This is a genomic window from Pseudomonas sp. MYb118, from assembly GCF_040947875.1.
Lineage (GTDB): Bacteria > Pseudomonadota > Gammaproteobacteria > Pseudomonadales > Pseudomonadaceae > Aquipseudomonas.
On record NZ_JBFRXN010000002.1, the window covers coordinates 2023088 to 2050076 of the forward strand.

Genomic DNA, 26989 nt, shown 5'->3' on the forward strand with positions numbered 1-26989 from the left:
TGATTATCGTCCGGCGCAGTGGCGATATAAGCGCCTAATAATATTTCAGGGGTCGTTCCATGCCGCTCGCCACGTTGATTCATCGCGCCAGTTTGCCCAGCCCACAGGTGTCTGCGGCGCAAGCGCTGGAGCTGCTCGAGGGGCATTACGGGCTGAGCGGTCGCTTGCAGGCCCTTGGGAGCCAGCAGGACCTTAACTATCGCGTCGACAGCGCCGAAGGGCGTTTCGTCCTGAAAATCTGCCGGGGCGACTATTCGTCGCTGGAGCTGCAAGCCCAACACGCCGGGCTCAAGCACCTGGCCGAGCACGGCGGCGTGCAGGTGCCGCGGGTGGTTGCCTCGCGCACCGGCGCCGACCTGCTGTCCCTCGAGGTGGCGGGCCAGGCGGTGCATGTCCGACTGCTCGAGTACATTGAGGGCCAGCCGCTCACGCACCTGGACCATCTGCCCACAGCCGTGGTCGAAGGTTTCGGCCGGCTGTGCGGTGAAATGGACCTTGCACTGGCCGGTTTCAGTCATCCCGGCCTGGAGCGCACCCTGCAATGGGACGCCCGCCATGCCAGCGCCCTGATCACCCACTTGCTGCCGGTCATCAAGGATGACGGGCAACGCACCCTGATCGCCCAAGCGGCCGAACAGGCCGAGCAGTCGCTGCGCCCCTTGGTGGACAAGCTGCCGGTGCAGGCCATCCACATGGACATCACCGATGACAACGTGGTCTGGCAACGTGATGCGCAGCGCCAATGGCAGCTGCAGGGGGTGATCGACTTCGGCGACCTGGTGCGCACCTGGCGCATTACCGACCTGTCGGTGACCTGCGCGGCGCTGCTGCACCATGCCGATGGCGATCCGTTCTACATCCTGCCGGCGATCCAGGCCTATCACGCGGTCAACCCGCTGCAACGCGAAGAGTTGCTGGCGCTGTGGCCGTTGATCGTCGCCCGGGCCGCTGTGTTGGTGCTCAGTGGTGAACAACAGGTCAGCATCGATCCGGGCAATCAATACAGTCGCGACAACCTGACCCACGAATGGGAAATTTTCCGTGTCGCCACCTCGCTGCCGCTGGCGTTGATGGAAGCCGCCATCCTCAGCTGTGTCGGCCAGCGTCTGCCGGAGATCGGCAGTGAAGGTTTTGCGCCGCTGTTGCCGAGCCTGGTCGGGCGCGAGTTCGCCCTGATCGACCTGGGTGTGCTCAGCCCGCATTTCGAGGCGGGTAACTGGGAGCAGGAGGGCGTCGATCAGCGTCTGCTGGACGAGGCCGCGACGGCTCACGGCCTGGCGGTCAGTCGCTATGGCCAGTATCGGTTGTCGCGTACGCGCCCGGACAGCGCCGATGAACCGGACACTTATCCGCTGCATGTCGAGTTGCGAGTGCCCCACGACACCGCCGTAGAGTCGCCGTTTGCCGGGGTGCTTCAGCAACCGGCGCCCGGCATGTTGCAGCTCGATGGCCCGCAGCTGAGCGTACGGCTGTGGGGCGTGACGCCGTCGCTGCACAGCGGCGCGGCGCTGGTCAAAGGCCAGGTGCTGGGCACGGTCGGCGGGCCGCTGCGAGTACAGTTATGCCGCAGCGCCTCGCTGGAGGCGCCGTTGTTCTGTACGCCTTCGCGTGCACCTGCCTGGCAAGCATTGTGCCCGTCACCGGCGGCGCTGCTGGGACTGGCCTGTGACGCCGAGGCGGAACTCGATGCGCAGACCCTGCTGGCGCGCCGCGACGCCAGCTTCGCCCGCACGCAGAAGCACTATTACGTCGACCCGCCGCGCATCGAGCGTGGCTGGCGCAACCATTTGATCGACATGCAGGGCCGCTCCTACCTCGACATGCTCAACAACGTCGCGGTGCTCGGCCATGGCCATCCACGCATGGCCGCGGTGGCTGCCCGCCAGTGGTCGCTGCTCAACACCAACTCGCGGTTCAACTATGCGGCGGTGGCCGAGTTTTCCGAACGCTTGCTCAAACTGTCGCCGGACTCCATGGATCGGGTGTTCCTGGTCAACAGCGGCAGTGAGGCCAATGACCTGGCGATCCGCCTGGCCTGGGCCTACAGCGGCGGTCGCGACATCATCAGTGTGCTGGAGGCCTACCACGGCTGGACCGTGGGTGCGGACGCGGTATCTACCTCGATCGCCGACAACCCCAAGGCCTTGAGCAGCCGCCCTGACTGGGTGCATCCGGTGCCGGCGCCGAACACCTATCGCGGTGAGTTCCGCGGCCCCGACAGCGCACCGGACTACGTGCGCAGCGTCGAGCACAACCTGGCGAAAATCGCCGCACAAGGGCGCCCGCTGGCGGGTTTCATTTGCGAGCCGGTGTACGGCAATGCCGGCGGTATCTCGCTGCCAGCAGGTTACCTGAAGCAGGTCTACAGCCGGGTACGCGCCCAGGGCGGCGTGTGCATCGCCGACGAAGTGCAGGTCGGTTACGGGCGCATGGGGCATTTCTTCTGGGGCTTTGAAGAACAGGGCGTGGTGCCGGACATCATCACCATGGCCAAAGGCATGGGCAACGGTCAGCCGCTGGGCGCGGTGATCACCCGCCGGGAAATCGCCGAAGCGCTGGAAGCCGAGGGTTACTTCTTCTCGTCGGCCGGTGGCAGCCCGGTGAGCTGCCAGGTTGGCATGGCGGTGCTGGACGTCATGGAAGAGGAAAAACTCTGGGAAAATGCCCAGGTCGTCGGCGGGTACTTCAAGGAGCGCCTGGAGGCGTTGATCGAAATCCACCCGCTGGTGGGCGCGGTGCACGGCTCCGGTTTTTACCTGGGCGTCGAGTTGATCCGCAACCGCGAAACCCTGGAGCCGGCGACCGAAGAAACCATGGCGCTGTGTGATCGCCTGCGTGAGCTGGGGATCTTCATGCAGCCGACCGGGGATTACCTCAACGTGCTGAAGATCAAGCCGCCGATGGTCACTTCGCGCCGTAGCGTGGATTTTTTCGTGGACATGCTCTCGAAAGTGTTGGGTGAGGGGCTTTGAGCAAAACGCTGTGCCGTTGTGGGAGCGAGCCTGCTCGCGATAGCAATCGGGAGTTCAGAGGAGAGGTGACTGAACTGCCGCTATCGCGAGCAGGCTCGCTCCCACAGTTGCTAGATAAGCCTTAAGTCGATTGTTATCCGTGTTTTGCGCAAGATTTAAGACGAAAGGCGTATTAGTCTCTTCTAAAGCCGATATTTATCGGATATAAAGTCGCCAACAACGAGGCGTGGATGAACCATGCCCGACCGTCACGCACTTGCCCGGAGATGATTCATGAGCCGTATCGTTACCGTCGCCGCCACCCAGATGGCCTGTTCCTGGGACCTGGAAGCCAACCTGGAAACCGCCGAGAGACTGGTGCGCGAGGCTGCGGCCAAAGGCGCGCAGATCATCCTCATCCAGGAGCTGTTCGAGGCGCCGTATTTCTGCCAGAAGCCCAACCCGGATTACCTGCAACTGGCCACGACGGTCGAAGACAACGTCGCCATCAAGCACTTCCAGAAAGTCGCCCAGGAGCTGCAAGTGGTGTTGCCGATCAGCTTTTACGAGCTGGCCGGTCGTGCGCGCTTCAACAGCATCGCGATCATCGACGCCGACGGCAGCAACCTCGGGATTTATCGGAAAAGCCACATCCCGGACGGGCCTGGCTATCACGAGAAGTACTACTTCAACCCGGGCGATACTGGCTTCAAGGTGTGGAATACCCGTTACGCGAAAATCGGTGTGGGCATCTGCTGGGACCAGTGGTTCCCGGAATGCGCGCGCAGCATGGCGTTGCAGGGCGCGGAAATCCTGTTCTACCCGACCGCCATCGGCAGCGAGCCGCACGACAAGACCATTTCGTCCCGCGATCACTGGCAGCGCGTGCAGCAGGGCCATGCCGGCGCCAACCTGATGCCACTGGTCGCCAGCAACCGCATCGGCAACGAAGAACAGGACGGCTACGACATCACCTTCTACGGCTCCTCGTTCATCGCCAACCAGTTCGGCGAGAAAGTCCAGGAGCTGGACCGCACCGAGGAGGGCGTCCTGGTCCACCGTTTCGACCTCGACGAGCTGGAGCACATCCGCAGTGCATGGGGCTCCTTCCGTGATCGCCGTCCGAACCTGTATGGTGCTCTCAAAACCCTCGACGGTTCCCTGGAGTCCTGATCGTCATGACCACATTAAACAGCACACCCCGCGCCGACGGCTTCTACATGCCGGCCGAGTGGGCCCCGCAAACCCAGACCTGGATGATCTGGCCCGAGCGCCCGGACAACTGGCGCCTGGGCGGCAAGCCGGCGCAAGCCGCACACGTCGCGGTGGCCAAGGCCATTGCCCGGTTCGAACCGGTGACCGTCGCCGTGTCCGCCGGCCAATACGAAAACGCCCGGGCGCGCCTGGACGTGCCGAATATTCGCGTGGTGGAGATGTCCAGCGACGATGCCTGGGTGCGCGACACCGGCCCGACCTTCGTCATCAACAACAGCGGCGAAGTCCGTGGCGTGAACTGGGACTTCAATTCCTGGGGTGGTTTTGACGGTGGCCTGTATTCGCCGTGGAACCGCGACTCCCAGGTTGGCGGCAAAATCCTCGAAATCGAGCGCAGCCCGCGTTATCGCACCGAAGGTTTTGTGCTGGAAGGCGGTTCGATTCACGTCGACGGCGAAGGTACTCTGATCACCACCGAAGAGTGCCTGCTCAACCGCAATCGCAATCCGCATCTCAAACGCGAAGAGATCGAAGCAGTGCTCAACGCACAGCTGGCTGTGGATAAAATCATCTGGCTGCCCGACGGTCTGTTCAACGATGAAACCGACGGTCATGTGGATAACTTCTGCTGCTACGTGCGCCCCGGCGAGGTCCTGCTGGCCTGGACTGACGATCCGCAGGATCCGAACTACCCGCGCTGCCAGGCGGCAATGAAGGTCCTGCAAAGCAGCACCGACGCCAAAGGGCGCCCGTTCACGGTGCACAAGATGCCGATTCCGGGGCCGTTGTATGCCACCGAAGAAGAATGCGCCGGTGTCGACCCTGTGGATGGTACCCAGGAGCGTAATCCATCGGTGCGCCTGGCCGGTTCCTACGTGAACTTCCTGATCGTCAACGGCGGCATCATCGCGCCGAGCTTCGACGACCCGCTGGACGGCCCGGCCAAGGAGATTTTGCAGAGCCTGTTCCCGCAGCACGAAGTGGTCATGGTGCCAGGCCGTGAACTGTTACTGGGGGGCGGCAATATCCATTGCCTTACCCAACAGCAACCCGCACCGCATAAAGAGTGAGTGCAGTTGTAACAGACTGAGTTCCTTACAAAATCGGTCGGGCAGAGGTTTTTCCTCGACACCCGGCCAGAAGCCCGCAGCCCGCAAGGACTGCGGGCTTTTTTGTATCCGTTAACTCACCGCCGCGACACATTGGCACAGCTCTTGTATCCGTCATGAGGTGAAACGGGGAGGGGGAGAGCTTCGATGTTCTGTCATAAACCTTGGATAAGTTAGCCGCTCACGAACCGGGAGAGAGCGCGGAAATGAACGCTGAAATGAATATGGTGAACGAGCGGGCACCGCATCCCCTGGCAGTAAACAGTGAATCGCTCCAGGTCCTGGCGCATTGGTTGAAGTCCAACGGAACGCGTCAGATCAGAGAACCTGATCCGCGCCGGATGATGATCGAGCGCTACCCCGCTGGTTTATTCAGCGAAGCGGAACTGGATGCGCTGTGGGATGTGATGGAAGGATGAAAAAGAATAAACAACGGATTGATCGAAACGCTGCCAGGATGGCGGCGTTTTTTTTGGCTTGCACCTTCCCCTGTGGGAGCGGGCTTGCTCGCGAATGCGGTGTCTCAGTTACTTAATCCATCACTGACACACCGCATTCGCGAGCAAGCCCGCTCCCACAGTCGGCGTTGCTTATAGCTTTTGCGCCTATATTCAGACGATTCACGAAATTGACACAGACTTCCGGGCACGACTAGGATGCCCTCCAGCGCCTGTGGCCAACCGCCATGACTCAAAAATAATAACAAGGCCCGCCACGTTTTCACGTGGGCGGGCCTTATTGTTTCGGGATGAAAAAAGAGTGCGATAGCGCCGATTCAGCCGTTCGACACAGCGCGTATCCACCCGTCATTAGGAAAAAAACAAAATGTTGAATAAGCGGATCAGTCTGATCGCTCTGGGGATGTTGAGCGCTACTTCGGCTATGGCTAACGACCAGGCCGAATCCAAGGGTTTCGTTGAAGACAGCAGCCTGAAAGTGCTGCTGCGCAACGCCTACATCAATCGTGACTACAAAGACGGTCGCGCGGACAAGGCCGAGTGGGGCCAAGGCGCCATCGGTACCTTCTCGTCCGGTTTCACCCAAGGCACCGTCGGTGTGGGTGTGGACGCATTCGGTCTGTACGCGCTGCGTCTGGATGGCGGCAAGGGCCGCACCGGCGCGCAAGGCATCGACTTCTTCAAGAAGGGCGACAGCGGCAACGCGGCCGATGACCTGTCCAAGGGCGGCGCTGCGGTCAAATTCCGCATTTCCAACACCGTGCTGACCTACGGCGATCAAATGCCGGCGCTACCAGTGCTGAGCTACGACAACGTGCGTCTGCTGCCGGAAAGCTACACCGGTACCCTGATCACCTCGAAAGAAATCAAGGGCCTGGAACTGAACGCCGGTCGCTTCACTGCTGAATCGCGCAAAAGCGCCGAAGGTCGTGACAGTGGTGGCCTGAAGTCGATCAACGTATTGGGCGGTAGCTACCAGTTCACCGAACAATTCAAGGCGGCGCTGTACGCGTCCGACGTTGAAGACGTGCTGAAGAAGCAATACGTCAACGCCAACTACGTGTTCCCGATCGACAAGGAACAGTCCCTGACCCTGGACTTCAACGGCTACCGCACCAAGCTGGACAATTCCTACGTCCGCGAAAACGGTGTGACCGGCGACGACAACAAGATCTGGAGCCTGGCAGCCACCTACGCCACCGGCCCGCACTCCTTCACCGTGGCGCACCAGCGCAGCACCGGTGACAGCAACCTGGGCTACGCCTACGGCGGCTACCAGAAAGATCAAGGTCGTGTGGGTGATGGCGGCAACACTATCTACCTGGCGAACTCCTACTGGTCCGACTTCAACGCTGAAGACGAACGCAGCTGGCAACTGGGCTACGGCCTGGACTTCAGCGCATTCGGCGTACCTGGCCTGAGCTACAACTTCGCCTACGTGCGTGGTGACAACATCACCACCTCCACCAGCGAAGGTGGCACCGAGCGCGAAATCTTCAACCAGTTCAAGTACGTCGTACAGAGCGGCCCGGCCAAAGACCTGAGCGTGAAACTGCGTAGCTCGGTTCTGCGTGTGTCGCAGAAATCCAGCGAATACAACGTCAGCGGTAACGAACTGCGCGTGTTCGTCGACTACCCGATCAACATCTTCTGATGATGGGTTGACGCTGAGTCGCTAAAGAAAGCCCCGACTGGTTCGGGGCTTTTTTTCGCCTAGGGAAAAGGCACATACCGCGAAATCGTCGCAGGTACCTTGTGGGAGCGAGCCTGCTCGCGATGGTCTGAATGCCCAAGTTGTATGGGCCCTTCTTATCGCGAGCAGGCTCGCTCCCACAGAGAGATCAGCGCTTTTACTCGCTCCGATTATGCATCGGAGCCTCAAGCACCTTCACCACATCATCAATGATCGCCTTGCTCATATCCTGCAAAAAATGCGAGGCCCAGGCATGGCGATCACTGTCGCGAACCATGGCGGCATCGGAGGCGAGCAGTTTGGAAATGTGCAGCAGGTCTGAAGCATGGGAGAGTGCGCTGATGATGGGGACGTCGCGGCAGACACGGAACAGCGGTTCGTTGGCGTGATAGCAGAAGGGGGTGTAGCCGATGGTTTTCAGGTCTTTGGGGCAGGTCATTGGGCACCTCCGGTTTTTAGGAGGTGGGCAAAACTTGAGCAGGTATTGGCTGAGACCATGAACAGATTGCGGGCATGCATGAGAAGAACTCCGAGTGGTTCCTGTATCGAAATTCGAGTTCTCATGCCCGGTCGCTGATTTGGCAGCGACGGTTTGAAATTAGCGCGAGGGAGTGATGTGCGCAATCGTGGACAGGGCTATCCCGCAAGAAGAAGTGGTTCGGATTGTTACGCCGATTGAACCCGAGAAATGACGATCCCAGGCAAGCCGCCTGTGTCGCTGGACGACAGAGTGAACGTGCTGCGAAAGCCGAGTTTATCCAGCATGTCCATCATTGCATCAATCGTGAACTTCTCGATCTTCCCGGTGGCCAGTTCTGAAACGCGAGATTGAGCGATGTCTAACCGGGCTGCCGCCTCGCTCTGTTTGAGGTTGAGCGTTTTGAGGCAGTCAGTGATGAACATCGACAGCGCCATTTTCAAAGCCATCTTGCTGGCGATCTCATCATCATGGGTGACATGGAACGGACTTTCGAAGAATTGAATGGCCATGATTTATCCTTGAACGTTTATCTAAAATTTCAGATAAATCAAAGGCTAGCCGATTGACCATTTTTTCTCTACGCATTTTTTCTTGCTGGAGATAACCGATTACACCACGTAACTAATGATGTTCCCGCCCCCACCTTTTTTCCCACCCCTCACACGCCTACATTTAGCTCCAACACCTACCCATCATCCCGATGAGCAGGTCACTGGAGATCTTCCTCATGCCTTTCGTAAGCGTACGTATCACCCGCGACGGCGTTACCTCTGAGCAGAAAGCTCAGGTGATCGCCGAAATCACGGAAACGCTGCAACGCGTGCTTAAAAAAGACCCGCATCTGACCCACATCGTGATCGAAGAAGTCGACACCGATAACTGGGGCTACGCCGGGATTACCACCACCCAGTATCGAAAACAGCTGGCAGAAGAGGGGGGCAAGTCGTGACGGCGCCGGTTTCCATCGACTTCATCTCGGACGTGGTCTGCCCCTGGTGTGCCTTGGGCGCGACGGCGCTGGAGCAAGCGATCGCGAATGTGGCCGGTGAAGTATCGGTCGAGCTGACCTACCAGCCCTTCGAGCTGAACCCGAACATGCCGGCTGAAGGCGAGAAGGCTGTCGAGCACTTGATGCGCAAATACGGGCGCACCGCTGAAGACGTCGCCGCCGGTAAAGCCATGCAAATCGCTCGCGGCGAGGCCATCGGTTTCAAGTTCGATCTGGAGAAGCGCAGCCATTTCTACAACACCTTCGATGCCCATCGCTTGTTGTTCTGGGCGTTGCAGCAAGGAAGGCAGGTAGCACTGAAGAAGATTCTGCTGCGCGCTTACTTCAGCGAAGGCCAGAACCCGAGCGACCAGCCGACGCTGGTTCGCCTGGCAGCCGAAGCAGGCCTGGATTCAGCAGCGGCGGAGGAAGTTCTGAGCTCCGGCGCGTTCGCCCAGGAAGTGCGTGAACAGCAAGCGTTCTACCAACAACGCGGCATCAACTCGGTCCCGGCCATGGTCCTCAACGGTCGCCACCTGGTGTCGGGTTCGCAATCGGTCGAGTACTACGAACAGATGTTGAGACAAATGGCCAAGGCCCCCGCCGAAGCCTGATTACTTTCCAGACCCTTATCCATTTGTAGAGGTTCATCATGAGCAATTCGAAAAAAGTCATCGTTATCACTGGCGCTTCCCAAGGTCTCGGCGCAGGCATGGTCAAGGCATTCCGTGACCTGGACTACAAAGTCGTCGCCACCTCGCGCTCGATCAAACCGTCCACCGACCCGGACATCCTCACCGTGGCCGGTGACATCGGTAACCCGGAAGTCGCACAGAAAGTCATCCGCGAGGCCGTCGAACGTTTCGGTCGCGTCGACACCCTGATCAACAACGCCGGGATCTTCGTCGCCAAACCCTTCACCGAGTACACCGCTGAAGACTACGCCAACGTACTGTCGGTGAACCTCAACGGCTTCTTCTACATCACCCAACTGGCCATCGCCGAAATGGAAAAACATGGCAGCGGCCACGTGGTGAACATCACCACCAGCCTGGTCGACCATGCCATCGACGGCGTGCCATCGGTATTGGCCTCGCTGACCAAAGGCGGCCTGAACGCCGCCACCAAATCCCTGGCCATCGAATACGCCAAACGCGGGATTCGGGTGAACGCAGTGAGCCCTGGCATCATCAAGACGCCGATGCATGGCGAGGAAACCCACGCGGCACTGGGCGCACTGCATCCGGTCGGGCACATGGGCGAGATCAGCGACATCGCGCAGGCGGTTGTGTACCTGGATTCGGCCAACTTCGTGACGGGTGAGATCCTGCACGTGGATGGTGGGCAGAGTGCGGGGCACTGATTGTTCCTAGCCTGGAAATGACAAAGCCCTCGTAGTGATACGGGGGCTTTGTCGCGCAGTGAAAAACTTCCATTTGCGTTGCAGCAACATTGTGAATCGCTTCGGCTAGCCACCCGGTTTTGTTGACGTTGACATCGTGATTCTGAGTTTTCTATCATCGCTCCACTACTCAGCCCCGTACGCAGTGATTCAGTTCACTGGCCGTTGGGGTGAAAAAAACCGGCCTAGCGCCGGTTTTTTCGTTTTCAAAGGATTGAAAACAATGCGTACTGGCTAACCCAAGAAATCGACGAGAAGCCAAGAAAGACAAGGCTCTCAGGCCGGTTAGAAAAGCCAACCGCTCTAACCTACTTGGGTCAGCATGAAAAGCCGAAGCACCTAGTGGAAAGGAGCTAACCATAGATGGTGCAATGCTCGCTGCTTCACAAGCTCTTTCCAGGATTTCAGAGCTCGCGATTTATGTCTCGGCTGCTACGGGTGAGCTTTTTAAATGTAAGCAAAAAAGGCCTACATCGCTGCAAGCCCTTGTCATACGTTACCTGGGGTAAACCGGTGTTCCTATTGGCATCGCTACAAATGCTTCGACTGCTCCGCGAAGATTTTCGAAGCTAAGGCGGTACCTATAATAGTTTTGATGGTGTCTAACTGAGACGGGCTCAAGAAGCACCATGGGGTGATCCAATGAAAAATCAGGACGCCGAGCATTCCCATAAATGCGATCACCAACAGCCAGAAAATACCTATCCTGGCGTTCGACAGATGATCACGGAATTTTTCATCCCTGCCATGCTTGGTGACAGCGGCTTCCTTATCGAGGTCGCCAGCTGCGATCGCCTTCCGTTCCTCGTTAGCAAGGCCATGATCCGCGGGTAAAGGCTTTATAGGACCGATGGGGCTCGGAATATTGATAATTGGAGCCCCAACTTTAGGGGCTTCAGCTCGTGGCTGCTGCATGCGCTGTACGTTCCCTGTATAGCTGCTGGTAATGATCCATGATCAATTCGTTAGGGATGATAGACCCGAGTGTGTCCCCTCTAAACGTCATCGACCATGGTGTATTTGGCGCATGCGTGATCTGGGAGAGGGCGATCCCTGACCGGTCACCGTACATTTGCATTACCTGGTCAACCATTGTTGACTCATACACGTCGAGCGGTTCAACAGGTTGGTGAACTGGGAGAATGCAAGGAACCGGTGCGTCGCGATACACCTTCAGGCTCTGATAAAGCTCCGGAATTACCGGGCCGTATTTCCAAGCTTGAACTGGTTCTTGGATCAGGGGGCGCGAGTACAGCCCAAGCATCCAGCCATGGCAGAGATAAACCAGCTTAAGCAGCTGCATAGGGGTGTAATAGCGTGGAGGATTCTTGGCTGCGCCACGCTGAATGATTTCATTAGCAATTTGTAATGATGGGTGCATAAGTGCCTCCTCGAGGTTTGATTCCTTCAACCCTCTGTGACGAAGGGGGGCGGTCTTGGTCCCCCTTCAGCTGTCAACGGTGAACTGTTGAGCCGCAATGTGACGTTAGCACGTTATAAATTGAGTCGCCATCCGAAAAGTCAATACTGTTTGTTTAGACAGTATGTGGCGCTTGTTACACCTGCTTTTACGTTTAGCAGACAAACAAAAGCCCCGCATCGCTGCGAGGCCTCGTTTTATATGGTGCCGGCACCAGGAATCGAACCCGGGACCTACTGATTACAAGTCAGTTGCTCTACCATCTGAGCTATACCGGCATGTCAGGGCGACGATTATAGCGATTGGGTCGCTTCTGTAAACCCCTGAATTCAGACTATTTTTAGCCAGGTCTCAGGCCGGCCCCGCGGGGTCTTCCACGGGGCCGGGTGGGGTGGGTTACACGCCGTTTTTGACGGCGTTGATCAGGTCCTGGCTCAGTACCTGGGCGGGTGCGACCTGTACGCTTTGGGTGTAGAACGGCGGCAGGTTCTGGGCCAGTGTCGAGAGTGCCTGGGCCGTGGTGTTACCTGGCAGCAGCACGTATTGCAGGTTGGACGGATAGCTTTGCGGCACGGGGCCTTCCATGGTGGAGCCGTAGGCGCCGAAGGTCATGACGGCTTGCGGTGTTGTCGGGTCGGGGGCGTAGAGGAAGACGAAGGTGCCGTACTTCGGGTGGGTCAGGTATTGACCGGCTTCGGCGCGGACGGCCGGGTCGGGGTCGTTCATCAGGGTCCAGCGCATGATCGCGTAGTTGCGGGTGGTTTCCATGAAGGCTGTACGAATGGGCGACTGGTTTTCCGCGCCGCCCAGGCACGCCAGCAGGTTGCCGAATGGGTCGATCAGCGCGACGGCGTTGAATTCATGGCTCTGTTGGGCGGTTTTCAGCAGTGGTGGGGCGAGTTCAGCGCCGGGGTCGCGAGGGTTGGCCGATTTCACGGTCAACGCAAACGGGCTGAGTGCCGTGAGTGCCTGGCGTACTTTGCTGTTGGCCGGCAGGGTGGCGGGGTTTTTCAGTTGGTCCGGTGGCAGGCCGCTGTTGTTGCTGGCATCGCGCACGGTGTTGACGCTCGCGGAGAAGATCGAGCTGCACAGAAAGTAAGCCGCCGAGTCGATGCTCTGGCCGCCGAACACCGGGCTGTTCGAGCCCTGGTAAGCCCGGCTGACCGGCGCCGCAATGGCGTAATAGGCCCAGGTGTTCTGCGCCTGCTGGCGTATTTGCGGTGGTAATGTCGGAAAGTTGAACTGGCTGTTGTAGTTGATGCCGGCATAGTCATCAATTGCACTGACGGCGACGTTGAAGCCTGCGGTCAGTAACGAACCGGCGCACATGGCGCACGGGTCCAGCGTGGTGACGACGGTCAGCTGGTTGGGCGGTGGCAGGCTCAGGCGTGCGGCGTTCTGGTAGTACCAGTCCACCAGTTGTCGTTCGCCGTGGGCGGTTGGGTCATGGGGTAAAAACCATGTGGTTGTGTTGCCCGGAAAGGGCATCAGAACGTTGTTGTGCAGTGCGGCGATGAGTTCGCCGGTTGCGTTGTTGATGATGGCGCCGCCTACCGCGAAAGTCTGCTGCAGTGCCGCGTAAATGGCTTCGTTGGCGACGGTGTCTACGGCTTCCTGTGCACTGTTCAATGTGCTCATTTTTTCCTCGCTCCTTGCTGTCCCTGGACGTCAGTGAATTCTGACGCTTGGCAACGATAGTCGAGGATTTCCAGGTCGTTTATGTTCTTTTGGCTTAACGCTTATGCACAACGAAATGTTCGATGCACTTGACGTGGGGCAAAAATGTGGATCCGTTCTCATTTGAGCGCAAATACCTGTTTTTGTGGTTTTTTCTACCCGTGTACGAAAATTGAACAGTTTGGTTTCAGCCTTGAAACAGCGCTGGAGATTGGATCCATGATAATTCATCAACAGAGTTATCCACAGGCTGCACGGTATTAATCACGCTCGGCGAGCAGCAGGAAATTACGCGGCGTGAGGGGCGTTTCGCAGAACGTTCCGAGGCGAAGGGTGTAACCCTGTTCGGTGAGGAAAAGTGCTCGGTCGAGCACCAGCCAAAGCTCCAGTGGGCGTCGGAAGAGCCCGCGCACCAGTTCCAGATTGCGCACCTGCGCGAGTCGCCGCCAACCGGCCGCTTCGACGGCTGACCAGTCCTGCGTCCCGATTGTGGATAACTCCTTGAGCGCGGCCAAATGATAGCAGTACTCGGCGAAGGGTTTGTCCAGCCAGCTGACGGGCAGGGACGGTGTGGGCAGGTACTCGTCGATGCCTCGCAGTTGCCGCTGCAACAGGTCGAAGGCCAGGCGTCGGGCCATCGACGTGTCGCGTTGACGCCGCACCCTTGCGCCTGCGGTGACGGTTTCACTCATCGGCAGTGAAAGATCTTCGAGATTCAGCTGTAGTGCTGATTGCCCGGCAGTCGAGGAAACTGGCCGATAGTGCGTCGGACCGATCCGGTTATAGCAGCAAGGTGCGATGGCCATTTGTTTGCACCCGGCGGCGCTGGCGAGCTGGATCAGCCGTACATGCAGGTCACCGCACGCGTGCAGCGCCACCGGCGTATGGCTCGCATCAAGCAATGACGTCGTATCGGCAGCGAGTACATCCTGCTCGATATGCAAGGCAGGCAGTTGATGGCGTTGGCTGAGGGCCTGGCCGCTGAGGACCAGTGCCGGGTCGTACTCAAGGCAGGTGAGTTGCTGATCGGCTTGCAACAATCGCCGCCCCAGGTGGCCCTTGCCTGAACACCAGTCCAGCCAATGCCTGGTTGGCCTGGCGAAGGATAATCGACTGGCGAACGCCTCGATCTGCTGCCACTTACGCCCCGGCACATCGACATTCAATCGGTGGCTGGCGGCTTCGAGTGCATGGTTTGGCAGTGGGCCTACCGCGCTCAGGGAAAGGGCCCGTGCCGCCAGTGACGCGAATGGCTCCGGTGCATGTTCCAAGAGGGCGGGTTGGTGGTGGGCGCTTTCTGCGGCTTCCAGCGACCTCGCGCGTAGCCAGGTGGCCAACTCCGGGTGGGAGGTTTCCCAAGGAAGCTGCAAATGCGTGAATGGCCTGGGTTTCCACAGTGACTGATGCTCGATCAGAAAAGCATCCAGTGCCATGAACCGGGCGAGCAAGGCCTCGCCCGTCAGCACATCGTCTTCAACGCCCCTGGCAGGCATCGACGCGCAACCAGCGCTCCAGCAGCTTGAAGCCGTGCACCAGGATAAAGGTCATCAGCAGGTAGAACATGCCGGCGGCGAAGAAGATCTCCACCGGCAGGTACGTGCGGGCAATGATGGTACGCGCCATGCCGGTGAGTTCCAGCAGCGTCACGGTGCTGGCCAGGGCACTGGCCTTGAGCATCAGGATTACTTCGTTGCTGTAGGCGGGCAGGCCGATGCGCGCCGCGCGGGGCAGGATGATGTAGAACAACGCCTTGTTGCGCGACATGCCCAGCGCCCGTGCTGCTTCGATCTCGCCCGGCGGAATGGCCTGGATCGCTCCACGCAGGATCTCTGCAATGTAGGCCGCCGTGTGCAGGGTCATGGTCGCCGTGGCACACCAGAACGGGTCACGCAGGTAAGGCCACAACGAACTGTTACGCACCGCGTCGAATTGCGCCAGGCCGTAGTAGACCAGGAACAGTTGAACCAGCAGCGGCGTACCACGGAAAAAGAAGATGTAGCCGTAGGGAAATGCCCGCACCCACCACAGGCGCGATGAGCGAGCGATGCCCAGCGGAATGGCCAGCAGCAGGCCGGCGATGACGGCGATGGCCACCAGTTCCAGGGTCAGCGTCGCGCCCTGGGCCAGTTTCGGCAGCCACTTGATGATGACTTCCCAATTCATTGGCTGCTCCTCGCGAAGCCGCGAGCGGCGCGTTTTTCCATGAAGTGCATGCCGATCATGGCAAGAATGGTCAGGCCCAGGTACATGAGCGCGGCCACCATATAGAAGGTGAAGGGCTGTTTGGATACGGTCACGCCGATCTGGGCGTGGCGCATGATTTCTTCAAGGCCGATGACCGACACCAACGCGGTGTCCTTCATCAGGATCATGAACAGGTTGCCCAGGCCCGGCAGGGCGATGCGCCACATTTGCGGCATGATCAACTTGGTGAAGATGCGCCACTTCGACAGGCCCAGGGCCACGCCGGCCTCACGATGGCCCTTGGGAATGGCGAGGATCGCACCACGAAACACTTCGGTGGCGTAGGCGCCGAAGCACAGCCCCAGCGCAATCACGCCGGCAGCGAAGGCATTGAGTTCAAGGTCGGGATTGCCGAAGAACTCGCCCAGGGCACGCATCAGGTTGACCGTGCCGAAGTAGATCAGCAGCACCCAGAGCAGCTCAGGGACGCCACGAACCAATGTCGAATAAGTGCCGCCAAGCCATTGCAGCGGCTTGTACGGGGAAGTCTTGGCCAGGGCGCCGAGCAAACCGAGCACCAGCCCCAGGCACAGGGCCGAGAGTGCCAGTTTCACAGTCATCAGCGCGCCAGCGGCAAGCGCCGGGCCGAATCCGTAGAGGTCGATAATCATCTATTTCTTTTCAAATCGCGGCAGGCAAGGCCGGGGACCGGCGACGCCTTCAAGCGGCGCCGGTCCGGCAGGTCAGTATCAGTAGATGCTGAACGGGAAGTACTTGTCGTTGATCTTCTTGTAGGTGCCGTCAGCGACGATTTCTTTCAGTGCGGTGTTCAGCTTCTCGCGGATCGGGTCGCCTTTACGTACAGCGATACCGATCTTGTCGCTTTCTTCCACTGGCTCGCCCTTGAATTCAAAGTTCTTGCCGGCGTCGCTTTTCAGCCACTCGTATTGCACATATTTGTCGGCCAGGATGCCGTCCAGGCGACCGGAGACCAGGTCGAGGTAGGCGTTTTCCTGGGTGTCGTAGAGTTTGGTTTCGACGCCGGAACGGTTGTCTTCCATCCAGGTACCGGCCAGGGTCGCGCGTTGTGCGCCGATCACTTTGCCTTTCAGGGCGTCCGCGTCGGTTTTGAAGTCTTTGTCTTTCGCCGCGATGAACTGCAGCTTGTTCGAGTAGTACGGGTCGGTGAAGTCCACCGCCTGCTTACGCTCGTCGGTGATCGACATCGAGGAGATCAGGAAGTCGAACTTCTTGGCGTTCAGGGCCGGAATGATGCCGTCCCAGTCCGAAGTGACCACGGTGCAGTCGACTTTCATCTTGGCGCACAGGGCGTCGCCGATTTCCTTGTCGAAGCCGACGACGTTGCCGCTGGCATCCTTGTTGTTGAACGGCGGGTAGGCCGCTTCGATGCCCATCTTCAAGGTTTCGGCCATGGCACCGGCGCTGAAGGCCAGGGTGACGGCGGCGGCCAGGAAGACCTTTTTATAGTTTTGCATGCGGTTAGCTCCGTTAGCGGTTGCTGGACATGAATTGTTTGCAGCGCGCCGAAAGCGGGTTTTCGAAGACCTGCTGTGGCGATCCTTGCTCTTCTACCAGGCCCTGGTGGAGGAACACCACTTCGCTGGACACCTGACGGGCGAAGCTCATTTCGTGGGTGACCAGCAACATGGTGCGGCCTTCTTCGGCCAGTGCGCGGATGACATTAAGTACTTCCTGGACCATTTCCGGGTCAAGGGCGGAGGTGGGCTCGTCGAACAGGATCACCTTGGGCTGCATCGCCAATGTACGGGCGATGGCGGCGCGCTGCTGCTGGCCACCGGAGAGCTGCGCCGGGTAGGCATGGCGCTTGTCGGCGATGCCGACCTTGGCCAGCAGGGCTTCGGCGACTTCGATGGCTTCGGCCTTGCTCTGACCGAGCACGCGGCGCGGTGCCTCGATGATGTTGTCGAGCACACTCATGTGCGGCCACAGATTAAAGTTTTGAAACACAAAACCGATCTCGCTGCGCAGGCGATTGATCTGTTTATTGTCGGCGGCGTGCAGCTCGCCATTCTTGGCGGCCTTGAGCTTGAGTTCTTCACCGGCGACCAGGATCTGCCCCTGATGCGGGTTTTCCAGCAGGTTGATGCAGCGCAGGAAGGTGGACTTGCCGGAACCGGAAGAACCCAGGATCGAGATCACATCGCCGTCACGGGCGGTCAGCGATATGCCTTTGAGCACCTCAAGCTGTCCGTAGCGTTTGTGCAAGTTGCGGATTTCAAGCGCGGGCGTGGCCTCAGCCATGTGCGTTCCTCATAGTGTGTTGCGCTCCTGCTGTTGGCGGGCCTTCCTGACGAGGCGGCCAACCTAGCATAGCGTCTGAATGCCAGCCAACAGCGCTGCGGGCGGTAAATGGGCGGTGTGCGACAGGTTGTCGCATCGTCGCAGCAGACTGTCGCGCTGCTATCAACCGAACAGCCGTTTGAACCCGGCGGCATTCGCAAAAGGGGCGCGATGTTGCCAGCTTTGGCGGGGTGTTGGAAGCGCTAACCGGCCAAACGTGGTCGATCCGCACTTTTATTGTGCGTCCAGTGTTTTTTCAGTGTGTTTCTGGTGCGCTCGTTCGTTCTGAAAGTGAGTCGCTGGGTAACGTTCTGGCAAATTGCCATTAATCTCAATGGGTTGCGGTGACTGTCCGGTCGCGCTACAGGCCCCGTGCTTGAAGACTTTGAAACATTTTGGCGCAATATTTGCGTGCAGAATCCGGAACGCCCTGTTGGTTTCTTTTTACGAGAAGGAATACCAGACCGGGCAGAAGCACATCGCTTTCCTTTACAAAGGTAGTTTCAATGAGCAGTACCCCAAGCTCCAACGGCCTCGAACAGGGGCTCAAACCGCGTCATGTGACCATGCTGTCGATCGCCGGGGTTATCGGTGCCGGCCTGTTCGTCGGTTCCGGCCACGCCATCGCTGCCGCCGGCCCGGCCGTGCTGCTGGCGTACGCCGCCGCCGGTATGCTGGTTGTTCTTGTCATGCGCATGCTCGGCGAAATGGCCGTTGCCTCGCCGGACACCGGTTCCTTCTCGACTTACGCTGACCGCGCAATCGGTCACTGGGCCGGTTTCACCATCGGCTGGCTCTACTGGTGGTTCTGGGTGCTGGTGATCCCGCTGGAGGCCAACGCCGCCGCGACCATCCTGCACGCCTGGTTCCCGGGTGTGGACATCTGGGCCTTCGCCCTGGTCATCACCATGTTGCTGACCGTGACCAACCTGTTCAGCGTGAAGAACTACGGTGAGTTCGAATTCTGGTTCGCCCTGCTCAAAGTGGTGGCGATCATCGGTTTCATCATTCTCGGGTTGGCGGCGATCTTCGGTTTCCTGCCAGGCAGCCAGGTCAGCGGCGTGTCGCACCTGTTCGATACCCAAGGCTTCCTGCCTAACGGCATGGGCGCAGTGCTGGGCGCAATTTTGACCACCATGTTCTCCTTCATGGGTACCGAGATCGTGACCATTGCGGCCGCCGAATCGAAGAACCCTGGCAAGCAGATCTCCAAGGCCACCAACTCGGTGATCTGGCGGATCGGTTTGTTCTACCTCGTGTCGATCTTCATCGTTGTGGCCCTGGTGCCGTGGAACGACCCGGTTCTGGCCAGCGTCGGTTCCTACCAGACCGTGCTTGAGCGCATGGGCATCCCGAATGCCAAGATGATCGTCGACATCGTCGTACTGGTTGCCGTGACCAGCTGCCTGAACTCGGCGCTGTACACCTCGTCGCGCATGCTGTTCTCCCTGGGCAAGCGCGGTGATGCACCGGCCGTGTCCACCCGTACCAACAAGAGCGGCACGCCTTACTGGGCTGTGATGTTGTCCACCGGCGCGGCCTTCCTGGCCACCTTCGCCAACTATGTGGCGCCGGCTGCCGTGTTCGAGTTCCTGCTGGCCAGCTCGGGCGCCATTGCGCTGCTGGTTTACCTGGTGATCGCGATTTCGCAACTGCGCATGCGCAAGCAGCGTATGGCGCGCGGCGAGAAAATCGTCTTCAGCATGTGGCTGTTCCCGGGCCTGACCTACGCGGTGATCGTGTTCATCGTCGCGGCCCTGACCATCATGGGCTTCCAGGACGCCCACCGCGTGGAAATCCTCGCGACCGGCCTGCTGAGCGTGCTGGTGGTGGCTGCTGGCTTGCTGGTGGCGCGCCGTCGCCGCAATGAGCAGTTGAGTGCCGCCATGGCGCGCTGAGTCACCTCAACTGTCGATGTGGTAAAAAACGACCGCGATCAGAAATGATCGCGGTCGTTTTCATTTTTCACGTGCGCCGCCGGTTTCCGGATAGACACCGTAATATTGAAATAGTAGCCTTTGCGCGAAATGTGTATCTCGTTATTGCGAGATGCGATGGAGTTTCAGGACATGGAATGTTCGACGCCCCTGGCCTTTCTGGCCAAAGCCCCCCGAGTTTTCCTTGCCTGCTCCCTCGTCTGACGCCTGTCGCGGATGCATTTGCTCGCGCCTGCCGTTTACCTGGCAGTCACCAGCCAGCTGCATGGAGCTAGCCCGGCCAGTCAGCAAATCCATAGGGGCATCAAGGAGAGCGCATGGCGTTTACATCGGTAATTTTCAAAAACCCTAACACTGGCGCAGTGAAGGAAGCCCCGATCGGCTTTTCGTGGACCGTGTTTTTCTTCGGTTTCTTCCCGCCGTTGTTCCGTGGTGACATCAAGTGGGCCGCCATCATGTTCCTGCTGGCCTGCTTCACGTTTGGCCTGAGCAACATCGTTTTCATGTTCATCTACAACAAACTGTATGTGCGTGACCTGATCGGCTCCGGCTACAAGGCCCAATCCATCGCCAGTGGCGACCTGAGCTTTGCCAGCGCCAAGGTCGGGATGGAAATCCCACGTCTGGATGCTGTGGCTGCCTGATTTTTTCAGGGCGTAAAAAAAACGGCCGCTGTCAGTGATGACTCCGGCCGTTTTTTTTGTATGACTCGCGCCGCTTACTCGGCTTTATTTTCCGACGCCTCCAGCGATCGACCGTAAATATCCAGCGCCTCGCCAAAATCGGCGATGAACTGCGCATCGCTCAAGGCTGCCTGGGCGGCTTCGCGGTCCATGCCATCGGCCCACATGCGGTAGTCGATCAGCATGTCGGCGGCCAGGTGGGTGGCGGCCATGGCTTCGTTTTCGGCGTTTTCCAGATCCAGCAGTTCCGGGTGATCGATGATGATCACCGAGAGGTCGTTCAGCAGGACCGAGAGCATTTCGCTGCGGCCAATGGCTTCGGCGTCGCGCATTTTGCTGAACATTGCCAGGGTGTATTCCGGGATCGGTTCGGCGAGGTGGCCGAGGTCGTCGTCCAGGGCAGCGGGTTTGCGGCCGACCATGCGGATTTGCTTGGCTTTGGCTTTAGCGCGTTTTGCGCGTTTCTGTTGTTTGTTCAGGGAGGCCATGGGAACTCAGTTCGGTTTCTGTTGGGTTTGCGCGGCGATCGCGTCGGACGCAGCCACGTAGTCGGCCTGGAAGGCCGGGGATTCGATCCACGCCAGGGCGCCGGCTTCGTCGGTTTCGGTGGACCATTGGCGGTACTCGATCAGCGCCGCAAGGATGAAGTCCATCGCACCTTCCTCGCCTTCCTGCTCGTAAACCAGCTCCAGCAGCGGGTCTTCCAGGAACGCAGTGCACATGGCCTGCTGGCTGGTTTTTTCGGCGTCGATCATTTTCTTGAACAGTTCGGTCAGATCCACCGACTCAAAGTCGATGCGGTCGTCGTTCGGGTCCAGCTCGACCGGCGCGGCCGCCCGCTGAGTGCGGTTCTGCTTGGCCTTGGCTTTGGCGCGGGAGGCGCGTTTTTGCTGCTTGTTGGCGGAGGCCATGGTGTCGATCCGTAGTGCGTTAACAGGGCTCGCTGCGTGGCATCAGCCGCCCGGGTGTACCGGGGGCCAATTCGCCGCTTTGCAGCCAGGACAATGCGATGGGCCATAGTGTGGCTTGGTATGCGCTGCGAAAAAAGGCGAAATGTCCGACTTGTTGTTCGCCGATGTCTTCGGGGGCGATGCGCAGGTGGGTATTCGTACCGCCAGTGAAGTAGCCGAGCAGGCGCTCGATGGCCGGGATGGTGCCGTAAGGGTCGTCTGTGACGCTGATGGCCAGGGTTTTTGCACTCACCATCGCGAAGGGCAGGGCGCCCTGCCTGGCGACGATTGCGCGTCCGCTGGGGCGCTTTTCATAGCGACCGGTGGGGGTGCTCCAGTCACGCACCACGCCGGCGGGGGTGTCCTCGAGCCAACCCAGGCGTTTGCCGGGGAAAAAACCGTAGAGCATGGTGATCAGCGGCATCACCACATGCCACTTGCCGAACATCCGCCAGCGATGAGCGGGCGCGTAGTCGCGCCAGTAGGCGAATTGTGCGCCGACGGTCACCAGGCGCCGGATGACATGCCCGGACGCCCCCAGGCCTGCCGCACAGCCGCCAAAGCTGTGGCCGACGACATCGATGGGCTGGCCGGGGAACTCACGTCTGGCGCGCTTGAGCATCGCCTCGAAATCCAGCGCGCCCCAATCCGACCATGACGCCTTCAAGCTTCTCAGCGACTCAGGCCGCGACTCGCCGATGCCGCGGTAGTCATAGGTGATGACATTGAAGCCGTTGGCGAACAGGTAGTCAGCGAAGCGCGAGTAATGCCGGCAGCGCACCGAGGTGGCGGCGTTGATGATCACCACCGGGCGTTGTGTGTCTTGGGTGGGATGCTGCCAAGTGAAGCCACCGAGGATGAAGCCGTCGGCGGCGGGCTCCTTGAACGGGGCAGGGGAGGCGCAGGTGGGCAGCGGCAAGGCGATTTGCGTGGGCGCCAGTGAAATGTCCTGCGAGTCCATCACATGCAGACCTCTACGGGGAGTTGTCCACGATAGCCTTGTAGCGGTGGATGAACAATCCACCCATCGTGAGGCGGCTTTAAGCCTGATTCGTGACGCACTGCATCACGAATTTGGAACGCAGTGCGTTCCAGATTGGATTTCAGCAACTTGTTCTCTGGATCGCTCCCATGCTGTCCGATGCTGAGCTAATACAACCCGTAGTCCAATTCGCAGTGACCCCAAGTCCCAATCAATCTAAAACTTGGGCGTGCCGGGGGAAATCCAATGAGGGTAACGGTTGGGCTCCGTGGAGCCCGGGAGTCGTCCCATGAAACGTTCCCTTGCAGTCATTCTTCCCCTCGCTGCCGTTGGCCTGCTGATGTTCTCGGTGGCGCTGGAGGCCGCCAGCACCGAGCCTTTCGACAATTCCGGCGTGCAGATCCAGCGGCAGGAGCAAAACGGAGTGGCGTATCTGTCCGGCGGTATCGGCGAGGACGAGGCGAAGGCCATCCAGCAAGCGACGGGCTACAACCTGCACATGACCTTTTCCATCGGGCCCGAGGGCAAGTATGTGCCTGACGTCGATGTGGTCGTGCAGAAGGCACAGGGCCCGACAGTGCTGACGCTGAGCCAGGCCGGCCCGTTGGTCTATGTGCAGCTGCCACCCGGTAAATACAACGTGGTGGCGACACGCAACGGTGAGACGCGGCGCGATACGGCGGACGTCGCCGGTGGCTCGCCCAGGCAGCTGGTGTTCACCTGGCGCGGCAAGGGTGAATAAATCCCAAGCATAAAAAAACCCTGAATCTTGCGATTCAGGGTTTTCGGTATTTGGTGCCCAGAGACGGAATCGAACCGCCGACACGGGGATTTTCAATCCCCTGCTCTACCGACTGAGCTATCTGGGCAACGGGGCGCATTAAACGGGTTTTTCAGGGGGTCGTCAAGCAAGTTTTCAAAAAAAATTTAATTATTACCGTCGCTTACGTTCCGACCCCGGTTGCAAGGGTGTTATTGCGCCGGTGGCACGTAGCCTTCGGCCTTGGCGTAATCCTCGCCCGAGAAGTACTTGTCCATTTCGCCCTGCAAGTATTTGCGGTCGTCGGCGTTCATCATGTTCAGGCGCTTTTCGTTGATCAGCAGGGTCTGGTGTTTCTGCCAGTCGGCCCAGGCCTTGGCCGAAACGTGGTCAAAAATGTCCTGGCCCTTGGCGCCGGGGAACGGGGCGCGTTCCAGGGCGGGCAATTCTTCTTTGTACTTGCGGCACATGATGGTGCGGGTCATGAGGATTCTCCTGCGTTCAATACGGCGGCCGCGCGTTCGAGCAAGGTCTTGACCGGGGCGGCGAGGCCCAGGCGCGGCGGGGTGGCGAGGTTATACCAGAGCCAGTCGGCCTCGGCCACGTGATGGCCGGACTCCTGGACCTGGACCAGCCAGGGTTCGATGGACAGCTGAAAGTGGCTGAACGTGTGCACCAGGCCTGGCAGGGCTTGCTGCGTGCCCAGTTCCAGCGAGTGCTGCGAGGCCAGGTGCGGCAGGTCGTCGAGGTCGTCGAGTTCCGGCAGGCTCCAGAGACCGCCCCACAAGCCCGTGGAAGGCCGGCGATAAAGCAGGATCGCGCCGTCGTCATTGGCGAGCATCGGCATCAGTGTGCGTTTCTGCGGCACGGCCTTGCGCGGCTTGGGAATCGGGTAGCGGGTTTCCAGGCCGAGCATGTGCGCTTCGCAGCCCTTTTCCAAGGGGCACAGCAGGCAGCTCGGCTTGCTGCGGGTGCAGAGCGTGGCGCCCAGGTCCATCATCGCCTGGGTATAGGCGTTGACCCGGTCCTGGGGCGTGAAGCGCTCGGCAGCGGCCCACAGCTGTTTCGCCACTTTCGGCTCGCCGGGGTAGCCTTCCTGCGCGGTGAAGCGCGCCAGCACGCGCTTGACGTTGCCGTCGAGGATCGGTGCCCGCAGGCCCATGCTGATGCTGGCGATGGCGCCGGCGGTCGACAGGCCGATCCCCGGCAGCTCTACCAGCTTCTCCACATCCCGCGGAAACTCGCCGCCATACTCGGCGACGACGATCTTCGCGGTCTTCTGCAAATTGCGCGCGCGGGTGTAGTAACCCAGGCCGGTCCACAGGTGCAGCACTTCGTCTTCCGGTGCGGCGGCCAGCGCTTCGACGGTTGGCAACGACGCCATGAAGCGGTCGAAGTAATTGAGCACGGTGCTGACCTGGGTCTGCTGCAACATGATCTCCGAGACCCACACCCGATAGGGCGTGATGCCCTGTTGCCAGGGCAGGTCATGGCGACCGTGGCGGTCGAACCAATCGAGCACCGCCGTTGAAAACTGCTCCGCTCTCATCGCTTGAACAGCCCCTTCAATGCGTTTTTCAGTTCAGGACTGACCTTGTCGCCGAGTTTTTCGTCGATCTTTTCGCTGATCTTGTCGCCCGCCAGTTTGCTGGCGACCTGGCCCATGCGTTCATTATCGAGGCGGCAGGCCTTGGCACCCAGTTCCAGCGGGCCACGGCAACGCAGCGGCCATTCGATGCCGACAAATTTGTCGCCGACCTGGCAGGCCGGGTCCGGCATGGCGCTGGTGTCGCCTTCTACGATGATGCCGACGCGGTAATCCATGCCCATGACGCGCAGGTCGACGTCGCCATCGCCGTTGACGGTCATGCCGGGGATGCGCACTTTCAGGTCCGGGTTGCTGGCCACACCGTTGCGGAAGGTCAGGTTGCCCTTGAGCTCCTGGAATGGTGTGTCCTTGCCCCGCGGTTCGCCGCTGAGGGTCTTGCGGTTGAGCGTGGCGATGCCCCGGCACAGTTGCTGTTCGAGGTTGGCATTGAGCAGCACGCCGTTGTTGATGACGAAGCTGGCGTTGCCGTTGAGTGTGTCGATCAGCGCTTTCTGGCTATTGCCGGTGCCGGTCACATTGCTGTTGAGCGTGACCAGGCCTTTTACCGGCGGGTTCTTGCCCTGGCTTTCGAGGATTTTTTCCGCGGGCACTCGGCTGATGCCGGTCTGCAGGCTCAGGGTCGGCGTGTCCGGGCGCACGTCGAGGATGCCCTTGGCGTCGAAGTTACCGTCGTAGAGGTCACCACGCAGGTTTTCCAGGGTCAGCAAGCCTTGTTTGCCGGTGGCCTTGAGCACGGCATTCTGGATCGGCAGTTTTTCCAGGGTCAGTTGGCCGAAGCTCAGGTCGGCGTCGACATCGAGGCTGCGCAAGCGCTCCACCGGCAACAGGCGTTCGGTGCTCCATGCGCCCTTGGTGGGTTTGTCCGGCAGCGGTGTGCTGCCACCACCGGCCATGGCGTCGGCTTCGGTGCTCGCCACTTCAGCCTGGCGCACCTGCTTGGCGCTGTTGGCCTCGGCGGATTTTGGCGGCAGATAGCGGTCGACGTTGAACGTGTCGGCCTTGAGCTGGGCGCGCAGCGATTGTTTGGCGAAATCCTCGACGGCGATCCGGCCACTGAAGGTGCTGTCGTCGATTTTCAGGTTGATATTGTCCAGCGACAGGCTGGTTGGAGTGGCGGCCACGCGGCTGACCAGCTCGACTTTGCTCAGGCTGCCTTCGGCCATGGCCGGGAGTTGCTGGCCGATGCTGTCGACAAATTTCGCCAGGTCCAGTTGCGCGATGGAAATCCCGCCGTTGATTTGCGGCGTCTTGCCCAGGTCGTTGACCTTCAGCTCGCCCAGCGCGCGCAGTTGGTTGGCGGAGATCTTGATACCCGTCCATTCGGCGACGTTCGCCGCCTTATCCAGCAGCAATTGCCCTTGCGCGGCGAAGGTCATGGTCTTGCCCTGCAGCGGGTCGCCGGCCACTTCGCCGGACAACTTCATGTCTTCGAACTTGTAGCGCTGCAAGGCTCGCTCGAAGCGCAGCTCGCCGTTCAGCTCGGTACGCACCCTCAGGACTGGCTGATTGCTGCCCAGGAAGGCGGTGAGTTTGACCGGGATATTAGTGGAGTCATGGACCGCGCCGGTGCTCAGTTGGATGCTCTCGGCGCTGAACTGTTTGCCGGTCTGCTCGTCGTTGTATTCGACGCGGGCGTTGTTGACGGTCAGGCTGTCGATGTCCAGGCGAATCGGCTGTGCCGGTTTTTCCGCCTGGGCGGTGGTTTGTGGCGCAGGTGCGGGTTCGCCCGGGGTGGCCGGCGTTGTCGAGTTGGCGCTGGCGGGGACCTTGCCGATGTCTTCCCAGTTGCCGTGGCCGTCCTTGTCGCGGTTCAGGCGCAGGTTCAGGCCTTCGACCCGTACGTCGCTCATCTGTACTTCACGGCGCAGCAGCGGCAATACGCGCACCGACAGGCCGAGCATCTGCAGGTCGGCGAAAGGTTCGGTGGGCTTGGCCAGGGTCGCGACACTGGCTTCGTGCAATTCCAGGCCCAGCCACGGGAACAGGCTCCAGCCGATGTCGCCATTGAGCGTCAACTCGATGTGGGCCTTGTTGCGGGCAATCTGGCGAATTTCGTCTTTATAGTCGTTGGGATCGAAGAGGTGGGTCAGGGCAAAGCCCAGCGCCACAATGATCAGCAACAGCCCGAGAAGTACCAGACCCAGGATTTTGCCGAACGCTTTCATGGG

27 protein-coding genes and 2 tRNA genes are annotated in these 26989 nt (G+C 59.8%); 11 read left to right on the forward strand and 18 right to left on the reverse strand.

Features of this window, described 5'->3' with window-relative positions; genetic code table 11:
- Nucleotides 1-59: 59 nt before the first annotated feature.
- The 5 genes from ABVN20_RS15220 to ABVN20_RS15240 all read left to right on the forward strand — a co-directional run bounded on the left by ABVN20_RS15220 (nucleotide 60) and on the right by ABVN20_RS15240 (nucleotide 7387).
- Nucleotides 60-2972, forward strand: coding sequence for an aminotransferase (locus tag ABVN20_RS15220; protein ID WP_368556535.1), 2913 nt, complete (start codon nucleotides 60-62; stop codon nucleotides 2970-2972).
- A gap of 273 nt (nucleotides 2973-3245) precedes the next feature.
- Nucleotides 3246-4124 (forward strand): N-carbamoylputrescine amidase, encoded by an 879-nt coding sequence (aguB, locus tag ABVN20_RS15225; RefSeq protein ID WP_368556536.1) that lies wholly within the window; start codon nucleotides 3246-3248, stop codon nucleotides 4122-4124.
- Nucleotides 4125-4129: 5 nt separating this feature from the next.
- Nucleotides 4130-5236, forward strand: coding sequence for an agmatine deiminase (gene aguA, locus ABVN20_RS15230; protein ID WP_368556537.1), 1107 nt, complete (start codon nucleotides 4130-4132; stop codon nucleotides 5234-5236).
- Nucleotides 5237-5481: 245 nt separating this feature from the next.
- Nucleotides 5482-5694: a hypothetical protein gene (locus ABVN20_RS15235; RefSeq protein WP_368556538.1), complete on the forward strand. Its 213-nt coding sequence runs from the start codon at nucleotides 5482-5484 to the stop codon at nucleotides 5692-5694.
- Nucleotides 5695-6100: 406 nt separating this feature from the next.
- Nucleotides 6101-7387: an OprD family porin gene (locus tag ABVN20_RS15240; protein WP_368556539.1), complete on the forward strand. Its 1287-nt coding sequence runs from the start codon at nucleotides 6101-6103 to the stop codon at nucleotides 7385-7387.
- A 196-nt stretch (nucleotides 7388-7583) separates the two neighbouring features.
- Here the strand turns inward: ABVN20_RS15240 and ABVN20_RS15245 are convergent, their stop codons facing one another.
- Together ABVN20_RS15245 and ABVN20_RS15250 are read right to left on the reverse strand one after the other, a co-directional pair.
- Nucleotides 7584-7865: a DUF3077 domain-containing protein gene (locus tag ABVN20_RS15245; protein WP_368556540.1), complete on the reverse strand. Its 282-nt coding sequence runs from the start codon at nucleotides 7863-7865 to the stop codon at nucleotides 7584-7586.
- Between the two features lie 227 nt (nucleotides 7866-8092).
- Nucleotides 8093-8416, reverse strand: coding sequence for a helix-turn-helix domain-containing protein (locus ABVN20_RS15250; RefSeq protein WP_368556541.1), 324 nt, complete (start codon nucleotides 8414-8416; stop codon nucleotides 8093-8095).
- 218 nt (nucleotides 8417-8634) lie between these two features.
- Between ABVN20_RS15250 and ABVN20_RS15255 the strand changes: the two genes are divergently transcribed.
- Genes ABVN20_RS15255 through ABVN20_RS15265 form a run of 3 tightly spaced genes read left to right on the forward strand, consistent with a single transcriptional unit; the run spans nucleotide 8635 to nucleotide 10258 of the window.
- Complete coding sequence (locus ABVN20_RS15255; protein WP_368556542.1) at nucleotides 8635-8856, forward strand: 4-oxalocrotonate tautomerase family protein; 222 nt, start codon at nucleotides 8635-8637, stop codon at nucleotides 8854-8856.
- Complete coding sequence (locus tag ABVN20_RS15260) at nucleotides 8853-9509, forward strand: DsbA family oxidoreductase (RefSeq protein ID WP_368556543.1); 657 nt, start codon at nucleotides 8853-8855, stop codon at nucleotides 9507-9509. Before ABVN20_RS15255 ends, ABVN20_RS15260 begins: the two co-directional genes overlap by 4 nt.
- 38 nt (nucleotides 9510-9547) lie before the next feature.
- The gene (locus tag ABVN20_RS15265) at nucleotides 9548-10258 is read left to right on the forward strand and encodes an SDR family NAD(P)-dependent oxidoreductase (RefSeq protein WP_368556544.1); all 711 of its coding nucleotides are present in this window, start codon (nucleotides 9548-9550) and stop codon (nucleotides 10256-10258) included.
- Between the two features lie 570 nt (nucleotides 10259-10828).
- On the opposite strand, the gene ABVN20_RS15270 is transcribed toward ABVN20_RS15265, so the two are convergent.
- The 9 genes from ABVN20_RS15270 to ABVN20_RS15310 form a co-directional block, all read right to left on the reverse strand.
- A complete protein-coding gene (locus ABVN20_RS15270; RefSeq protein ID WP_368556545.1) occupies nucleotides 10829-11212 on the reverse strand; it encodes a hypothetical protein in 384 nt (127 codons plus the stop codon).
- Nucleotides 11193-11678: a Panacea domain-containing protein gene (locus tag ABVN20_RS15275; RefSeq protein ID WP_368556546.1), complete on the reverse strand. Its 486-nt coding sequence runs from the start codon at nucleotides 11676-11678 to the stop codon at nucleotides 11193-11195. The genes ABVN20_RS15270 and ABVN20_RS15275 overlap by 20 nt, the downstream gene beginning before the upstream one ends.
- 241 nt (nucleotides 11679-11919) lie before the next feature.
- Nucleotides 11920-11995 (reverse strand) — tRNA-Thr (locus tag ABVN20_RS15280).
- Between the two features lie 118 nt (nucleotides 11996-12113).
- Nucleotides 12114-13355, reverse strand: a complete 1242-nt coding sequence (locus ABVN20_RS15285; protein ID WP_368556547.1) for a nucleoside deaminase — start codon at nucleotides 13353-13355, stop codon at nucleotides 12114-12116.
- Nucleotides 13356-13654: 299 nt separating this feature from the next.
- Nucleotides 13655-14887: a methyltransferase gene (locus ABVN20_RS15290; RefSeq protein WP_368556548.1), complete on the reverse strand. Its 1233-nt coding sequence runs from the start codon at nucleotides 14885-14887 to the stop codon at nucleotides 13655-13657.
- Nucleotides 14868-15557, reverse strand: coding sequence for an ABC transporter permease (locus ABVN20_RS15295; protein WP_368556549.1), 690 nt, complete (start codon nucleotides 15555-15557; stop codon nucleotides 14868-14870). The genes ABVN20_RS15290 and ABVN20_RS15295 overlap by 20 nt, the downstream gene beginning before the upstream one ends.
- A complete protein-coding gene (locus ABVN20_RS15300) occupies nucleotides 15554-16249 on the reverse strand; it encodes an ABC transporter permease (RefSeq protein ID WP_368556550.1) in 696 nt (231 codons plus the stop codon). The genes ABVN20_RS15295 and ABVN20_RS15300 overlap by 4 nt, the downstream gene beginning before the upstream one ends.
- Before the next feature lie 78 nt (nucleotides 16250-16327).
- Nucleotides 16328-17074, reverse strand: coding sequence for an ABC transporter substrate-binding protein (locus ABVN20_RS15305; RefSeq protein WP_368556551.1), 747 nt, complete (start codon nucleotides 17072-17074; stop codon nucleotides 16328-16330).
- 13 nt (nucleotides 17075-17087) lie between these two features.
- Complete coding sequence (locus ABVN20_RS15310; RefSeq protein WP_368556552.1) at nucleotides 17088-17861, reverse strand: ABC transporter ATP-binding protein; 774 nt, start codon at nucleotides 17859-17861, stop codon at nucleotides 17088-17090.
- Nucleotides 17862-18406: 545 nt separating this feature from the next.
- Between ABVN20_RS15310 and gabP the strand changes: the two genes are divergently transcribed.
- Both gabP and ABVN20_RS15320 read left to right on the forward strand, forming a co-directional pair.
- Nucleotides 18407-19798 (forward strand): GABA permease, encoded by a 1392-nt coding sequence (gabP, locus tag ABVN20_RS15315; protein WP_368556553.1) that lies wholly within the window; start codon nucleotides 18407-18409, stop codon nucleotides 19796-19798.
- Between the two features lie 356 nt (nucleotides 19799-20154).
- Nucleotides 20155-20481 carry a hypothetical protein gene (locus ABVN20_RS15320; protein ID WP_368556554.1) on the forward strand — a complete coding sequence of 109 codons (327 nt, stop codon included), beginning with the start codon at nucleotides 20155-20157 and terminating at the stop codon, nucleotides 20479-20481.
- Between the two features lie 74 nt (nucleotides 20482-20555).
- Here the strand turns inward: ABVN20_RS15320 and ABVN20_RS15325 are convergent, their stop codons facing one another.
- Genes ABVN20_RS15325 through ABVN20_RS15335 form a run of 3 tightly spaced genes read right to left on the reverse strand, consistent with a single transcriptional unit; the run spans nucleotide 20556 to nucleotide 22431 of the window.
- Complete coding sequence (locus ABVN20_RS15325) at nucleotides 20556-21008, reverse strand: hypothetical protein (protein WP_368556555.1); 453 nt, start codon at nucleotides 21006-21008, stop codon at nucleotides 20556-20558.
- A 6-nt stretch (nucleotides 21009-21014) separates the two neighbouring features.
- Nucleotides 21015-21431 carry a hypothetical protein gene (locus ABVN20_RS15330; protein WP_368556556.1) on the reverse strand — a complete coding sequence of 139 codons (417 nt, stop codon included), beginning with the start codon at nucleotides 21429-21431 and terminating at the stop codon, nucleotides 21015-21017.
- A 19-nt stretch (nucleotides 21432-21450) separates the two neighbouring features.
- Nucleotides 21451-22431 carry an alpha/beta fold hydrolase gene (locus ABVN20_RS15335; RefSeq protein ID WP_368556557.1) on the reverse strand — a complete coding sequence of 327 codons (981 nt, stop codon included), beginning with the start codon at nucleotides 22429-22431 and terminating at the stop codon, nucleotides 21451-21453.
- A 310-nt stretch (nucleotides 22432-22741) separates the two neighbouring features.
- On the opposite strand from ABVN20_RS15335, the gene ABVN20_RS15340 reads away from it, so the two are divergent.
- Complete coding sequence (locus ABVN20_RS15340) at nucleotides 22742-23194, forward strand: carboxypeptidase regulatory-like domain-containing protein (RefSeq protein WP_368556558.1); 453 nt, start codon at nucleotides 22742-22744, stop codon at nucleotides 23192-23194.
- Between the two features lie 51 nt (nucleotides 23195-23245).
- On the opposite strand, the gene ABVN20_RS15345 is transcribed toward ABVN20_RS15340, so the two are convergent.
- The 4 genes from ABVN20_RS15345 to ABVN20_RS15360 all read right to left on the reverse strand — a co-directional run bounded on the left by ABVN20_RS15345 (nucleotide 23246) and on the right by ABVN20_RS15360 (nucleotide 26986).
- Nucleotides 23246-23321, reverse strand: a tRNA-Phe gene (locus tag ABVN20_RS15345).
- Nucleotides 23322-23424: 103 nt separating this feature from the next.
- On the reverse strand, nucleotides 23425-23697 hold the full coding sequence (locus ABVN20_RS15350) for an oxidative damage protection protein (protein WP_368556559.1): 273 nt from the start codon (nucleotides 23695-23697) through the stop codon (nucleotides 23425-23427).
- A complete protein-coding gene (gene mutY / locus ABVN20_RS15355) occupies nucleotides 23694-24761 on the reverse strand; it encodes an A/G-specific adenine glycosylase (RefSeq protein ID WP_368556560.1) in 1068 nt (355 codons plus the stop codon). Before mutY ends, ABVN20_RS15350 begins: the two co-directional genes overlap by 4 nt.
- The gene (locus tag ABVN20_RS15360) at nucleotides 24758-26986 is read right to left on the reverse strand and encodes an AsmA family protein (RefSeq protein ID WP_368556561.1); all 2229 of its coding nucleotides are present in this window, start codon (nucleotides 26984-26986) and stop codon (nucleotides 24758-24760) included. Before ABVN20_RS15360 ends, mutY begins: the two co-directional genes overlap by 4 nt.
- Nucleotides 26987-26989: the final 3 nt, after the last annotated feature.